At 67.7% G+C, this 14,387-nt stretch carries 15 protein-coding genes and 1 pseudogene; 10 read left to right on the plus strand and 6 right to left on the minus strand.

Annotated elements, in window-relative coordinates:
- Window positions 1-15: 15 nt before the first annotated feature.
- Window positions 16-918: a hypothetical protein gene (locus ASG92_RS15825; protein ID WP_056630185.1), complete on the plus strand. Its 903-nt coding sequence runs from the start codon at window positions 16-18 to the stop codon at window positions 916-918.
- A gap of 7 nt (window positions 919-925) precedes the next feature.
- Here the strand turns inward: ASG92_RS15825 and ASG92_RS15830 are convergent, their stop codons facing one another.
- Window positions 926-1,333 carry a YchJ family protein gene (locus tag ASG92_RS15830; protein ID WP_056630187.1) on the minus strand — a complete coding sequence of 136 codons (408 nt, stop codon included), beginning with the start codon at window positions 1,331-1,333 and terminating at the stop codon, window positions 926-928.
- Between the two features lie 209 nt (window positions 1,334-1,542).
- Here ASG92_RS15830 and ASG92_RS15835 point away from each other — a divergent pair, with 209 nt between their 5' ends.
- From ASG92_RS15835 to ASG92_RS15850, 4 genes are all read left to right on the plus strand, one after another.
- Window positions 1,543-2,403 carry a hypothetical protein gene (locus ASG92_RS15835; RefSeq protein WP_056630188.1) on the plus strand — a complete coding sequence of 287 codons (861 nt, stop codon included), beginning with the start codon at window positions 1,543-1,545 and terminating at the stop codon, window positions 2,401-2,403.
- 107 nt (window positions 2,404-2,510) lie between these two features.
- Window positions 2,511-3,515, plus strand: a complete 1,005-nt coding sequence (locus tag ASG92_RS15840; protein WP_056630189.1) for an aldo/keto reductase family protein — start codon at window positions 2,511-2,513, stop codon at window positions 3,513-3,515.
- Between the two features lie 27 nt (window positions 3,516-3,542).
- Window positions 3,543-3,902 (plus strand): hypothetical protein, encoded by a 360-nt coding sequence (locus ASG92_RS15845; RefSeq protein WP_346762996.1) that lies wholly within the window; start codon window positions 3,543-3,545, stop codon window positions 3,900-3,902.
- A 112-nt stretch (window positions 3,903-4,014) separates the two neighbouring features.
- Window positions 4,015-5,124 (plus strand): sulfite oxidase, encoded by a 1,110-nt coding sequence (locus ASG92_RS15850; RefSeq protein ID WP_056630226.1) that lies wholly within the window; start codon window positions 4,015-4,017, stop codon window positions 5,122-5,124.
- Window positions 5,125-5,155: 31 nt separating this feature from the next.
- Here the strand turns inward: ASG92_RS15850 and ASG92_RS15855 are convergent.
- From ASG92_RS15855 to ASG92_RS15865, 3 genes and pseudogenes are all read right to left on the minus strand, one after another.
- Window positions 5,156-6,897, minus strand: a pseudogene (locus ASG92_RS15855) (dihydroxyacetone kinase family protein).
- Window positions 6,898-6,929: 32 nt separating this feature from the next.
- The gene (locus ASG92_RS15860; RefSeq protein ID WP_056630190.1) at window positions 6,930-7,706 is read right to left on the minus strand and encodes an SDR family NAD(P)-dependent oxidoreductase; all 777 of its coding nucleotides are present in this window, start codon (window positions 7,704-7,706) and stop codon (window positions 6,930-6,932) included.
- A gap of 99 nt (window positions 7,707-7,805) precedes the next feature.
- The gene (locus tag ASG92_RS15865; protein ID WP_056630192.1) at window positions 7,806-8,630 is read right to left on the minus strand and encodes a sugar phosphate isomerase/epimerase; all 825 of its coding nucleotides are present in this window, start codon (window positions 8,628-8,630) and stop codon (window positions 7,806-7,808) included.
- A 194-nt stretch (window positions 8,631-8,824) separates the two neighbouring features.
- Here ASG92_RS15865 and ASG92_RS15870 point away from each other — a divergent pair, with 194 nt between their 5' ends.
- From ASG92_RS15870 to ASG92_RS15885, 4 genes are all read left to right on the plus strand, one after another.
- Window positions 8,825-10,162, plus strand: a complete 1,338-nt coding sequence (locus ASG92_RS15870) for an MFS transporter (RefSeq protein WP_056630194.1) — start codon at window positions 8,825-8,827, stop codon at window positions 10,160-10,162.
- Window positions 10,162-11,058 (plus strand): transketolase, encoded by an 897-nt coding sequence (locus ASG92_RS15875; RefSeq protein ID WP_056630199.1) that lies wholly within the window; start codon window positions 10,162-10,164, stop codon window positions 11,056-11,058. The genes ASG92_RS15870 and ASG92_RS15875 overlap by 1 nt, the downstream gene beginning before the upstream one ends.
- Window positions 11,055-12,062, plus strand: coding sequence for a transketolase C-terminal domain-containing protein (locus ASG92_RS15880; RefSeq protein WP_056630201.1), 1,008 nt, complete (start codon window positions 11,055-11,057; stop codon window positions 12,060-12,062). Before ASG92_RS15875 ends, ASG92_RS15880 begins: the two co-directional genes overlap by 4 nt.
- 116 nt (window positions 12,063-12,178) lie before the next feature.
- A complete protein-coding gene (locus ASG92_RS15885) occupies window positions 12,179-12,838 on the plus strand; it encodes a GntR family transcriptional regulator (protein ID WP_056630205.1) in 660 nt (219 codons plus the stop codon).
- An 18-nt stretch (window positions 12,839-12,856) separates the two neighbouring features.
- Here the strand turns inward: ASG92_RS15885 and ASG92_RS15890 are convergent, their stop codons facing one another.
- Window positions 12,857-13,636, minus strand: coding sequence for an SDR family oxidoreductase (locus ASG92_RS15890; protein WP_056630208.1), 780 nt, complete (start codon window positions 13,634-13,636; stop codon window positions 12,857-12,859).
- Between the two features lie 96 nt (window positions 13,637-13,732).
- On the opposite strand from ASG92_RS15890, the gene ASG92_RS15895 reads away from it, so the two are divergent.
- Window positions 13,733-14,116, plus strand: coding sequence for an RNA-binding S4 domain-containing protein (locus tag ASG92_RS15895; RefSeq protein WP_056630227.1), 384 nt, complete (start codon window positions 13,733-13,735; stop codon window positions 14,114-14,116).
- A gap of 50 nt (window positions 14,117-14,166) precedes the next feature.
- Here ASG92_RS15895 and ASG92_RS15900 read toward each other — a convergent pair.
- On the minus strand, window positions 14,167-14,387 hold a 221-nt coding region (locus tag ASG92_RS15900; RefSeq protein ID WP_277309475.1), incomplete at its 5' end, for an NAD(P)-dependent oxidoreductase.

Genomic DNA, 14,387 nt, shown 5'->3' on the forward strand with positions numbered 1-14,387 from the left:
AAAGTGAGACGTTCGATGAGCAACCCAACAGGCTCCGAGGACAGACGCCCCCGCCGCGCCGCCGGTGAACATCGCGCTGCCGAACCCGGCCCATCCGAACCTAGCCCCTCAGAATCCGGCCCCTCAGAACCCGGCACCGAGGCCACGCCGGTCTTTGACGCCACGCAGGCCCGCAGCACAGGCACCGGCAGTACGGTGACGGGCGGTGCAGCAGCGGACACGGACACCAGGACGCTGGACACGCGGAACACGGATCTCAGGGAACCATCCGCGGAGCGGGAGTACGCACCGGAGACCCGCACCGCCCACGCCGCCCACACGGATCCCGGCCTCGCGACGCGGGAGATCGCCGTTGCCCGCGAAAAGGAGGCTTTCGGCGGGGTCAAGGTGGGCTCGGCATTCTTCGGCTGGCTGGCCGCCACCGGGATGGCCGTGCTGCTGACGGCCCTGTTCGTGGCAGCGGGAACGGCCGTCAGCCTCGCCACGAACACCGATGTCAACGCGGCAGTCGGCCAGGCGGCATCGGACCAGACGGTCGGAATCGTGGGCATCATCGTGCTGCTCGTCATCCTGTTCGTCTCCTACTACAGCGGCGGCTACGTGGCCGGACGGATGGCCCGCTTCAACGGGGCCAAGCAGGGAATCATGGTGTGGATCTGGGCACTGATCGCCGCAGTGGTGGTTGCGGTACTGGGGCTGGTCGCCGGCGAGCGGTTCAACATCCTGGCCCAGCTGAACAGCTTCCCGCGCATTCCCGTCAACGAGGGCCAGCTCACCACCACCGGCATCATCGCCGCCGTCGTGGTCGCAGCGGTGGCGCTCGTGGGCGCCGTCCTCGGCGGCCTCGCCGGCATGCACTTCCACCGCAAGGTGGACCGCGCCGGGTTCACACCCACGGCGGACTATGAGGAGCGGTAGCGGGCCGCTACGTCTGATGAAGGACGACGGCGTCGAGGTAGTACCAGCGGCGGTCCACCCTCAGGAAACGGCTGGTTTCGTGGTGGACCCCGCGTTCCCCGCCCTGACGGAAGTGCGCCTTGAACTCCACCTTTCCCTCGGTGTCGAGCGGCCCGCCCCTCCCTGTGGACACGATGTCCAGGCGGCGCCATTCGAGTCCCGGATCAAGCTCCAGCTCGGTGGGACGCGTGTCCGGATGCCAGGTTTTCAGCAGGTAGCGGGCGTCGAGGAGCACAAAGGCGCTGTAGCGGGAACGCATCAGCTGCTCGGCCGTTGCCGCCTCCGCCAGTCCGCTGTGGAACCGGCCGCAGCAGTCGGCATACTGCTCACCGGAGAGGCACGGGCAGTTACCGGTGAAAGGTTGGGGCTGGGTCATTGGCATCCCTGAAAAGTATCGAGTTCGCTTGTTGTTTCCGACTATAGGCGCCCGCCCGGGGACGCATCCGATAACAGCTTCGAAACAACCCCCGGCGGGACTTGTCATGAGGGCATGTCGGCAGTAAATAGTCCGTATGGTGGTTAGGGGCTATTGTCCGCTGCGATGCGGCGGGCCGCGGTGGCCGCAGGCTGTATGAGGAGGGCGAAGTGGAAGATCCGACAACGATCGCACTTAACCTGACCTTTTTCGGCACCGTTGGTGTGGCTTTCGTCATGTTCATCGGCATGTTCATCCTTTTCATGGTGACGCTGGTGATCGCCGGAGTGGGACGCCTGACTGCGCTGATCGTGATGGCCCTGTTTGGCCGCTTCCCCGGGAACGACACCATCGAGGTCGTGCGGCTTCCCGTAGGCACGCAATCGTCCGCCGGAGCTGCACCCGCTGAGGCCCCCGAAGTCCGCCAGGAACGCCCCGCAAAAAAGCCGCAGACCCCCCGTCCCGCGCGGGAACCGCGACCTCCGCGCGACTGGAAGAAGCTCCTGAGCCGCGCCGGGCTCAAAGAGGCGCTCCGCACCGCCGTCGTCCATCACCCTCTGCTGACAGCTGCACGGCCGGTGCCGCACGTCCTGGCAAAGGACTGGGCAGCCGCGGTCGCCGCAGCCGATGCCCGCGCGGTGGCGCGCGCCAGGGCGGCTGCCCCGGAGATCAGGATCGCCGGCCCGGACCGGCCCGGGCTGGGCGTGGCTGCGGACGGCGTGGTGAAGGTTGCGCCGCTGGTGGAGTCGGCGCTGAACACGGGGGCGCTGCACACGGAGTCCCTGCAGAGAGCGGCCTCGCACAAAGAGGCACCGCACAACGAGGCCCCGCACAACGAGGCCCCGCATAACGAGGCCCACGCGCCGAGCGAAGCGGGAACCAAGGGAGCGCCGGTGCGTTCCGCGCTTGCCCTGTCCGCCCAGCCTCCGCGCCCGTCCCGGAAGCCCGCCGCGGCCGGGCACATGGCCGTCCTGGACACCGGGTCCATGGTCTCGCTGGCGCAGCACGAGGACGTCCGCGTCCGCTCCTGACGCGGCAACCGTCCCGGAGTTCAGGCACGGAGGCTGATCGGCGCGGCAGGCAGATGACCCGCGCGCATCCCTTACCCTGAGCAACCATCTCCGCTAGCGTGAAACCCATGGAATTCAGATACCTCGGAAACAGCGGCTTCAAGATCTCGGAAATCACGTTCGGCAACTGGCTGACGCACGGCTCCCAGGTGGAGAACGACGTCGCCACCCAGTGCGTGCGGGCAGCGCTCGACGCCGGCATCAGCACCTTTGACACAGCTGACGTGTACGCCAACACCGCCGCCGAGACGGTCCTCGGCGAAGCGCTGAAGGGCGAACGCCGCCAGTCCTTGGAGATTTTCACGAAGGTATTCGGGCCCACCGGCCCCAAGGGCAAGAACGACCTCGGGCTCTCGCGCAAGCACATCATGGAATCCATCGACGGCTCCCTGACTCGGCTGCAGACCGACTACGTGGACCTGTACCAGGCGCACCGCTACGACTTTGAAACGCCGCTCGAAGAGACCATGCAGGCGTTCGCGGACATCGTGCGGCAGGGCAAGGCACTGTACATCGGGGTCAGCGAGTGGACCGCGGAACAGCTCCGGAACGGCCACGCGCTGGCGAAGGAACTGGGGTTCCAGTTGATCTCCAACCAGCCCCAGTACTCCATGCTGTGGCGGATCATCGAGGAGGAGGTTGTTCCCGCGTCCGAAGAACTGGGCATCTCCCAGATCGTCTGGTCCCCCATGGCGCAGGGCGTGCTGAGCGGCAAATACCTTCCCGGCCAGCCGCTGCCCGAAGGGAGCCGCGCCACGGATGACAAGGGCGGCGCCAAGATGATCCAGCGCTGGTTGCGCGATGACGTCCTCACAGGGGTGCAGCAGCTCAGGCCCATCGCCGAGGAAGCCGGACTCACCATGCCGCAGCTTGCCGTCGCCTGGGTGCTGCAGAACCCGAACGTGGCCTCCGCCATCATCGGCGCCTCCCGCCCCGAGCAGATCGCGGACAGCGCGGCGGCCGCCGGCGTCAGGCTGGAACCGGAGGTCCTGAAGAAGATCGACGACGCCATCGGCTCGCTCGCCGAGCGGGATCCTGCCCAGACAAAATCTCCTGCCACGCGCGAAGCCTAGGACCGGCTGCAGCAGCACTACGCGTTCGTGGACGCCGCCGCCGCGGCGGACATCGCCCGGAGCGCGGTGGCGGTGCTCGGGGATCCTGCCGTGCATGCCGGGTTCACCTACAACCTCACGGGCCCGGAGGACATTTCGCTGGCACGTGCGGCCGAGGTGCTCACCCGGGCCACCGGCCGAACCGTCACGTACCACGACGAAACCCTGGAGGAGGCGTACTCCTCCAGGGCGTCGTACGGGGCTCCCGCCTGGCTGGTGAAGGCCTGGGTCAGCACGTACACGGCGATCTCCGGCGGTGAACTGGCCAGCCCGACGTCGGACGTGCGCGGGCTGACGGGGCAGGACCCGATCGGCCTCGAGGAGTTTGTGAAGCTGCCGCAGCTGTAGCTGGCTCACGGACGGACGGGCTGTTGGGCATGGATGTTGACGGCCCTGAGGGGGCGGCGTAAACCTAAGAGGGAGCATGCCCGTCAGCAGCACTGAGCAGAATCGCAACGCCATGACAAAGCTGATTTACCGTCGCCGTCAGACCGCCCGGCCCAGGCCGCATTCAGGGGAACCCACGTACGGGCCGCTCACCCAGGACGAACTGCAGCTCTCCGCGCGGAACCATTCGATGCCGCTGGAGGCCCTCCGCGAGGACGTGACGCCGCCCGGTATGCACTATGTGCTGACGCACTTCGACATCCCGCAGATCACGGACGGATCTTGGCACCTGCGGATCGGCGGCGCCGTGGAGATGGCAATGGAACTGAGCCTGGCCGCGCTCAAGAAGGACCCGGCCATCAGCATTCCGGTGACGCTTGAGTGCGCCGGCAACGGGCGCTCCCTCCTCAAGCCGCGGCCGCTCAGCCAGCCATGGGTGCTCGAGGGCGTGGGCACAGCCGTATGGACGGGTGTCCCGCTGGCCTACCTGCTGGCGCAGGCCCGCGTCGAACCCGAAGCCGTCGAGGTGGTCTTCACCGGGGTGGATGAAGGGATCCAGGGCGGTGTCCGCCAGCAGTACGCGCGGAGCCTGCCGATCGCGGAGGCGCTGCGGCCCGACGTCGTGCTTGCCTACAAGATGAACGGCAGCGAGCTGCCGCCCCAGCACGGCTACCCGCTGCGACTGGTGGTTCCCGGCTGGTACGGGATGGCGAGCGTCAAATGGCTGCAGTCGATCAAGGTTGTGACGGCCCCGTTCCACGGCTTCCAGCAGGCGGTCGCGTACCGCTACCAGCACAACGCGAACGACGCGGGCACGCCGGTATCGCGGATCAGGGTGCGGTCGCTGATGGTTCCCCCGGGAATTCCGGACTTCTTCACGCGGCGCCGCTTCCTCCCCCGCGGCCCGGTCATGCTGCGCGGCCGTGCGTGGTCCGGCGAGGGCGCGGTGACAGGCGTGGAGGTCGGCATCGACGGCAAGTGGGTTCACGCCCACCTGGACAAGCCTGCCGGCTCCTTCGCGTGGCGCGGCTGGAGCCTGCCCTGGGTGGCGGATCCGGGCCATCACGAGCTTGCCTGCCGGGCGACCGACGCCACCGGCGCCGTCCAGCCCCTGGAACAGCACTGGAACTATCAGGGCATGGGGAACAACGTGGTGCAGCGCGTGCGGGTAACGGTGGAGTAGCCCCGGGGATCTCGGCAGCCTTCGCCCCGAATCATGACACGGCAGCCGCCGTTTGGTGCACGGCGGTGAGATGCGGCCCCATCACGGTGAAGATCATCGCCAGGGATGTCGCGCCGGGGTCGGCAGTGCCCACGCTCTTGTCGGCCAGCGGCCGTGCCCGTCCCTTGAGCGGCCGGAGTGACGCCGTGGCTTCGGCGGCGGACGTGGCTGCGCGGGCGGCCTCCGTCCACGCCAGTGAGGGGTTGCCGCGTTCCGACACCATCCGGGTGAATGTCCCGGCGAACGGCAGGAGCGCGTCAACCATGGTCTTGTCGCCGATTTCAGCCTTGCCCAGGCCGGTGATCCGGTCCGAGAATGCCGTCACCGCGGCGCCGAACTCGGCGGGTCCGGGCACCTGGTCATTCCCGAGGGATTCACCGAACGCCCTGAGCCCTGCGCCCCACAGCACGCCGGAGGTCCCGCCGGCCCTGTCCGCCCAGGCATCGCCGGCGGCGCTGAGGACAGCGCCGGCACCCGCGCCACCTGCCATCGCCTCCGACGCCGCCGCGCAGGCGGCGTCGATTCCGCGGACCATTCCCCGCCCGTGATCGCCGTCGCCGGCCACGGCATCCATGTCGCCGAGCAGCGCTTCGGCCTCATGCAGGGCTTCCCGTGCCGATTCGAGCGCCGCCACGCAGTCCGCGGCGAACGCGCGGGAATCGGCCGTCGCCTCCTGGTACGCAACGGTTGCGCCGCCGTCGAAATCTTCTTCCACGAGGGCCACGCCGGACTGCATAGCCGCAGTCCCGCGCCGGTAGGCGGGGGTCTCCGCGGGTGACGTCCAGAGCGGCTCCAGTTCATCGTCCAGCCACGTGATGGTGAGGGAGACGCCGGACATGTCCAGGCTGGTGACCAGCTCACCGACTTCCGGCATCACCAGGGTGTAGCCGGCGGCGCGCAGCAGCGGCGCCACCGTCAGCCAGAGCACAAACAGTTCCTCGTGCTTGGTGGACCCCAGGCCGTTGAGAATCACCGCAAGGCGGTTCCCGGCATCAGGCGGCGTCTCCGCCAGCAGGCGCGAAACGAACTCCTGGCCGAGCTCCCTCGCGGGCGGCAGGGCGGTGTCGAACAGTCCCGGCTCGCCGTGAATTCCCAGGCCGAGCCCCATCTGCTTGTCCTTGAGGGCAAAGAGCGGAGCGTCGGCACCGGGAAAGTGCAGCCGGCGAAGGCGCTGCCGATGGTGCGCGTGCGGCTGTTGGCCTTGCGGCCGAGCCGGACGACGTCGGCCAGCCCGGCTCCCGCTTCGGCGGCGGCGCCCATGATTTTGAAGACGGTGAAATCGCCGGCAATGCCGCGGCGCCTGTCCGACTCCGACGGCGGCGCGCTGGCGATGTCGTCCGTGACCAGGACGTTCTCCGCCGGAATGCCTTCGGCGGCGAGCCGTTCGCTGGCCATGCCGAAGTTCAGGACGTCACCGGCGTAGTTGCCGTAGGTGAACACGACGCCGGCTCCGGAGTCCGCGGCCTTCGCCACCGAGTAAGCCTGCTGGGCGGACGGGGAGGTGAAGATGTTGCCCACCACGGCGCCGTCGGCAAGACCGGTGCCGATGAGGCCGGCGAACGCCGGGTAGTGCCCCGAACCGCCGCCGGCCAGGACGGCCACCTTCGGCCCGACGGGCCGGTGCCGCCGTACTGCGCCGCCCGGGACCTGGCGCACCAGCCCGGAGTGGAGGTCACAGAAGCCGGCGAGCGCTTCCTCGGCGAAGTCGGCGGGGTCGTTGAAGATTCTGGTCATGGCGGTCCTCTCAGCTGGGCGGGCAGGTGTTGCTAGTGGATGTGGCTGCCGCCGTTGATGTCGATGGTGGTTCCGGTGAGGTAGGCGGATTCCTCCGAGGAAAGGAAGGTGATGACGGCCGCGATCTCTTCGGTGGTGGCGTTCCGGCCCAGGGGAATCCCGGCGTTGATTGCGGCTTCCTGTTCCTCGGTGCTGCCCACCCGGATGTTGGTGTCGACGGCTCCGGGCGTGATGGCGTTGACGGTCACGCCGGTGGCGCCGATTTCGCGGGCCAGGGCCTTGGTGAGGCCGAGGATGGCGGCCTTCGCGGCGGAGTAGGGGACCTTGCCGAAGACGCCTCCGCCGCGCTGGGCCGAAACGGAGGACATGTTGACGATCCGGCCCCAGCCGCTGGCGATCATGCCCGGCAGGAATGCCTTGGTGACCAGGTATGTGCCGGTGGAGTTCACGGCCATGACTTTGTTCCAGAGTTCCAGGGTGGTTTCCAGGAACGGCACGGGCGACGTGATGCCGGCGATATTGGCCAGGGCGCCGACGGCCGGAAGTGTGCCGGAGCTGACCTCGGCCGCCACTGCGTTGTAGGCGGCGTTGACGGAGTCCTCGCTGGCGACGTCGATCTCGTAGCCGAAGGCCGGGACGTTGAATTCGTTGCCGATTTCCGCTGCGACCTTCGCGGACTTCTCGCCGTCGAGGTCCAGGATCACCACGGCCCAGCCCTGGCTGGCGTAGCGGCGTGCGGTGGTGATGCCGATGCCCCGGTCCGAGGTGGCCCCGGTGAGGACGGCGGTGCGCTGGATGGTGGTGGTCATGATGCTCCTTGGAGTGGTTGTTGTGTCTATTGATTGAATCGATTGCTCCACAAGCGCCGTTTTGACGGTCCAAAACGGCCGTTATGGAGCAATCGATGGTCAGATGAGGTCGGTGATGAAACTGGCTGCTTTGGCCGCGGCGGCCGGGCGTTCGTCGTGGGTGACGTCCCGGGTCTCCAGCTCGAGCGAGAAATGGCCGGCGTAGCCGCGCCCCGCCAGGGACCGAAGTCCGGCGGCAAAGTCGGCGTGGCCGTTTCCGATGCTCAGGTTGATGTTGCCGGGCACGGCGTCGCGCAGGTGCACATGGGCAATCCGGCCCTGGTGTCGTTCGATGTACTCGCGCGGGTCTTCGCCGGCGGCGACGATGTGGCTGAAGTCCATCACGATCCCGACGCCGGAACCCCCCAGCCGGCCGGCCAGCAGTTCGGCGCGTTCCAGGTTCCAGCAGAAGCGCAGGAAGTGCAGTGACTCGGTCCAGAGTTCGACGCCGAACTCCGCCGCCCGCTGACCGGCTCGCGTCAGTTGGGCCGCTATTTCGTCCAGGTCCCCGTCGACGCTCCGGACCGGTTCGTGGCCCAGGGCGCCGCACGGAAGGACCAGCGCCTTCGCGCCGGTGTTCGCGGTGAGGGTGAGCAGCGCATCAAGGTGCAGGTCGCGGGCGGCCTGCTGGCCGGCGTCGAGCACTGCATTGAGGTCTCCGATGTCCCCGTTGACCGAGCGGACCCGCAGCCCGGAGGCGGCAACCTCCGCGGTGACGGCCGTGACGGCGTCCGCATCCAGGCCATAGGGGACGTGGTCGCAGACGCCGGGCAAGGCGCCCAGGTCGATTTCTTCGAAGCCCAGGCCGCTGATGGTCCGCAGGGCGGTGCTCAGGTCCTGGTGGCGGAAGCTGATGGACGAGCAGCCGAGTCGGGAGTTGAACATCTTCGTTGATCCTCTGGTCATGCCCGGGGGCTTGGTGATGGACACCACCCTACGGAAGTTAACTGTCAACAGTCAACCCTTGAAGTCGACTGTTGACAGAACATCATGATGCAGGTCACACTGGCATATCATTTGTTAACAGTCGACAGTGCTGAAGCGTTGAGCCTCAGTCGCTATTCGAAAGGGATTCACCAATGAGCAAAGAAGCTCTGACCATGCGCGGGCCGGTCCACGGCACCAAGGACGCCAGGCGCGTCGCCATTGGCTCCGGCGTCGGCGCAGTCATCGAAACCTACGACTTCATCGGTTTCGGCACCGCGGCTGCACTGTATTTCGGAACCGCCTTCTTCCCCACCGGTGATCCGGTGACCGGCACGCTGGCCGCCTTCGCCACACTCGGCGTCGGCTTTGCGGCACGCCCCATCGGCGGCATCATCGGCGGCCACCTGGGCGACAAGCTCGGCCGCAAGCCCGTCCTGGTGGCCTCGCTGATCCTCATGGGCGTGGCCACGTTCCTGATCGGCCTGCTCCCCACCTACAGCCAGGTGGGGCTGCTGGCGCCCGCGCTGCTCGTGTTCGTCCGCATCGTCCAGGGCCTGGCCTTCGGCGCTGAATGGGGCGGCGCCATCCTGATGAGCTACGAGCACGCCCCCTGGAAGGCCAAGGGCAAGTACACCGGCATCGTGCAGGCGGGCTTCCCCGTGGGCCTGCTGCTGGCCAACCTGGTGTTCCTCGTCAGCGTGAACCTCGGCGGCGAACTCGCCTGGCGCATTCCCTTCCTCGCCAGCATCGTGCTCGTTGTCGTCGGCCTGATCATCCGCTCCAAGGTGCCCGAGTCCCCCGTCTTTGATGAGGTCAAGGACAGCGGAGACATCGTGAAGTCCCCCATCGTCGAGGTCATCAGGACCGACTGGCGCAGCATCGTCAAGGGCATCGGCCTCCGCGTCGCCGAGACCGCCGGCTACGCCGTGTCCATCACCTACATGATTTCCTACCTGAACAGCCAGCACCTTGCGGACAAGACCCAGACGCTCGTAGCACTGTGCATCGCCTCCGCCATTGGCATCTTCGCAACCCAGGCCTGGGCACGCCTCACTGACAGGGTGGGCCGGCGGCCCCTCTACATCTGGTCCTGCGCCTTCGCCCTGCTGTTCGCCATCCCGATGTTCCTGCTGGTCAACACCGGCCTGTTCATCTTCATCATCGCCACCATCGCCATCTCCTACGCCGTCTGCCAGAACTCGCTCGCCGGCGCACAGGGTGCCTGGTTCCCTGAGCTCTTCCAGGCAAAGACCCGCGCGTCCGGCGCCTCGCTGGCCTACCAGATCTCGGCCATGGTGTCCGGCTTCACCCCCTTCATCACCACCCTGCTGTTCGTCAGCTTCGGCTGGATGGGCCCGGCACTGCTCTTCGGCCTCTACGCAGCCATTGGCCTCTGGGCCGCAGTCGCCACCCGGGAAACCTGGGGCAAGCGCGAGCGCCAGCTCGCGGACGAGGCCACGAAAAACACCCCCCAGGCGGTGACTGTCTGATGACTGCGACTCAGGAAACCCAGACTGTGAGAACAGAAGAGACTGCCGCGGACCGCTTGGACCGCATCAGCGCAGCCGCCTACCGGATCCGGCACCACGCCCTCACCATGGGCGAGGTGCAGGGCCAGGGCTACGTCGGCCAGGCCCTCGGAGCGGCGGACATGCTGGCCGCCGTCTATGCCGACCAGCTCCGCTTCCAGGCGGACAACCCCGACTGGGAAGGGCGCGACCGGTTCCTGCTCTCCACCGGGCACTACGCAATCGGCCACTACGCCGCGCTGGCCGAGGCCGGCATCATTCCGGTCGAGGAGCTGGAAACCTACGGCTCGGACGATTCACGGCTCCCGATGTCCGGAATGTCCACGTACACGCCAGGCATGGAGATTTCCGGCGGCTCCCTGGGCCACGGCCTGACCATCGCCGTCGGCATGGCACTGGGCCTGCGGCATCAGGGCTCCGCGGCGAGGGTCTACAACTTCCTCTCCGACGGAGAACTGGACGAGGGCTCCACGTGGGAGGCCGCCATGGGCGCCCACCACCACCAACTGGGCAACCTCACCGCCATGGTGGACATCAACGCCCTCCAGGCGGACGGCAAGACGGACACCGTGCTCCGCACCGAACCCGTCACGGAAAAGTGGGAAGCCTTCGGCTGGTACACCCAGCGGGTGGACGGGAACGACGCCGGGGCGCTGCTGGCGGCGTTCGACAACGCAGCCGCCCAGGCGGCCGCCGTCGGGCGTCCCTCGGTGATCCTGTGCGACACGAAGGTGGGCCGCGGCGTGCCGCTGCTCGAGCACCGCGAGAAGGCGCACTTCATGCGCATCGAGGAACACGAATGGCAGATCTGCCGCGAGCAGCTGACCGCAGGATACGAAGGGAAGGCAAGCCGATGAGCACCGGCACCGCTTTGACGGGCACCGCACCAAAGCTGAAGACCTCGGCCATGATCGCGTCCTTCGCCGATCCGGGCCAGAAAACCGCGTCCGCACCGTTCGGACACGCTCTGGTGAAGGCCGCGCAGGAAAACGACAAAATTGTTGGCCTCACCGCGGACCTCGGCAAGTACACGGACATGCACATCTTCGCCCAGGCCTTCCCCGGGCGCTTCTTCCAGATGGGCATGGCCGAGCAGCTCCTCTTCGGCGCCGCGGCGGGTTTGGCGGAGACGGGGCTGGTGCCGTTCGCGTCCACCTATTCCGTGTTCGCAGCGCGGCGCGCCTATGACTTCCTGTGCCTGGACAGTGCCGAGCCGAACCTGAATGTGAACATCGTGGGCGGCCTTCCGGGCCTGACCACCGGCTACGGGCCAAGCCACCAGGCCACCGAGGACATGGCGATTTTCCGCGGCATGCCCAACCTGACCATCGTGGACCCGTGCGATTCGGTGGACATCGAGCAGGCCGTGCCCCAGCTGGCAGCCAGCGACGGGCCGACGTACCTGCGGCTGCTCCGCGGTAACGTACCCACGGTGCTGGACGAGTACGGCTACACGTTCGAACTGGGCAAGGCCAAGGTGCTGCGCGGCGGCAACGACGTCGTGTTTGTCTCCAGCGGGCTCATGACCATGCGGGCGCTGCAGGCCGCCAAGGCCCTGGCGGCGCACAACGTGGACGTCGCCGTCGTGCATGCCCCCACCATCAAGCCGTTCGACGCCGAAACGGTGCTAGCGGAGCTGAACACCGACCGCCTCGCCGTGACGCTGGAGAACCACAGCGTGGTGGGCGGCCTGTTTGAAACGGTTGCATCGGCAGTGGTCACGGCGGGGCTGGGCAAGCGGGTGGTACCGGTGGCGCTGCCGGACGCTTTCCTCGACGCGGGCGCCCTGCCCACCCTGCACGAACGGTACGGCCTGTCCGTGCAGCGGATTGTGGCCAAGGTCCTTGCGGAGCTTGGCTAGCCGGACCGTCTGCCGGAAGCGCGGAGCCGGCATGCCCCGGTTCCGCGCTTCTGACGTAGTATCGACAGTTAACACACCGACTGTAAACAGTTGACCACTGACATTGAGGAACAACGATGGCCGGAGCAACAGCACCCCTGCTGGGACTGGAAAAGAAGAGCCTTCGCGAGCAGGCGCTTTCCGCGCTGCGCACCGCCATCACCAGCGGCGAGCTTGAGCCCGGCCGGCACCTCGTGGAAACCGAGCTGTCCGAAATGCTCCAGATCAGCCGCGGCACGCTCCGGGAGGCCCTGCGGCAGCTCGAGCAGGAAGGCCTGCTGTCCGCGGGCCCGCGCGGCCGCCTCTCCGTTCGCCATCTGGACGCCAAGGAAATCCGCGACATCTACTCCGTCCGGGCTGCACTGGAATCCCTTGCTGCCTTCACCCTGTGCGAACTCCCGGACCGCCAGAAGGTGATCACGTCGCTGCGCGCCGCCATCGACGCCATGGCGGCCGCAACCGAGGGCAGCCTCGAGGAGCGGATCGAATCCGACCTCGAGTTCCACCGCACCATGTGCCGCCTCACCGGCAACGAAACCCTGCTTCACTCCTGGGAATCGCTGGAGGGCTCCATCCGGATGTCCATCATGTTTGCCGGCCTGGAGAAGGGCGTCAGGAACATGAGCGTCGAGCGGCACCACGACATCGTGGCGGCCATCGAGACCGGCGACGCCTCCCTGGCCCGCAAGACCATCCGCGAGCATATGGACAGCGCCGCCGCCGTCCTGGTGGCCTAGTCCCGCTCAGCGGTCGCGTCAGTAGTCAACGATCGCGCCGCCGGAGATATTGAAGGTGGCGTCGGTCATGGACCCGGCCTTGTCCGAGGCGGCGAAGGCGGCCACGTTGCCCACGTCCTCCAGGGTGGCGGCCCGGTTCAGGTGAGCGGTCCTGATGATCTCGCCCACGATCTCCTCGCGGCCTTCCATCTGCCACGGAATGGTCTCGGTGATCCCGCCTGTGACGATGGTGACCACGCGGATGCCGTGCTTACCGAGCTCCAGGGCCCATTGCCGGCGCAGGCCCTCCATGGCGTCCAGCGCCACTTTGAACCCGCCCAGCCCTGCGAGGGTCTGCGGCCCGGAACCGCCGAACGTCAGCACCACCCCTGAGCGCTGCCGGATCATGTGGCGCGCCGAAGCCCTGGTGGTGAGGAAGTGCGTGCGCGCGGCGTTGGCAATGGGCTGGAGGAAATCCGCGGGCGAGATCTCCATGAGAGGCTGCTGGATATCGCCGAGGGAAATGAGGTTGAACGAGATGTCGATCCGTCCGGCCTTCTTGGCCACCTGGGCGACGAACTCGTCCACCTGGGTTTCGTCCAGGGCATCGACGACGGCGGTCTCGGCCGTGCCGCCTGCCTCACGGATGTTCCGGGCCACCCTGTCCAGCCTGGACTGCGTGCGCCCCGCCAGAAAAACGTTGGCGCCTTCGCCGGCGAATGCCTCGGCAACAGCGGTGCCCACGGGGCCTCCGGCGCCGTAGATCACAGCAGTCTTTCCCTGCAGGATGTCACTGTGCTGATTCCCGTCGTCGGGCATGGCCGGCCTCCTCGAGGTGAACTTCTGGCAGTTCACTCCACTATGTTCTTGCCCGGCGACCGTGGCAAGGGCGGCGGGCTATACTCGGCTGCAGTCATGAGCAGCCTTCCTTCCGCCCCCGCCACGGTCCGTGTCGACGCCTGGCTCTGGGCCATCCGCGCCTACAAGACGCGTTCCGCGGCCACCGCCGCCTGCCGGGCGGGGCATGTTCGCCTCAACGGAAACCCGGCCAAGGCCTCGCAATCGCTGGTTCCCGGTGACACCGTCCGCGTCCGCCAGCCGGGCTACGAACGCATCCTTGAGGTCCGCCGGCTGATCGCCAAGCGCGTGGGTGCCGAGGCCGCCTCCCACTGCTTCACCGACCACACTCCCCCGCGCCCCGTCGCCCCGGCTCTCGGCCTGCCGCAGCGCGACCGCGGGGCCGGGCGGCCTACCAAGAAGGACCGCCGGGAAATGGAACGCCTCAAGGGCTCCGGCTAGGACCGCCGGCGGCCGGACGGCTCGGCTCGGTATGGCGGCTCGGCTAGCGGCTAACGGTTTTCCCACGCCTCCGGGTTGACGGGGTGGGGCGGGATGCGGCCTTCGGCGATGGCGACGGCGTTGAGCGCGCTGAGCCGGGCCATTTCGCTGCGGACGGGCACGGTGGCGCTCCCCACGTGCGGCAGGAGGACCGTGTTGGGCAGTTGGGCCAGGCCGGGTGCCAGCGTCGGTTCGTCCTCGAAGACGTCCAGTCCGGCGCCGGCAATGACCC

Source organism: Arthrobacter sp. Soil736 (assembly GCF_001428005.1).
Lineage (GTDB): Bacteria > Actinomycetota > Actinomycetes > Actinomycetales > Micrococcaceae > Arthrobacter.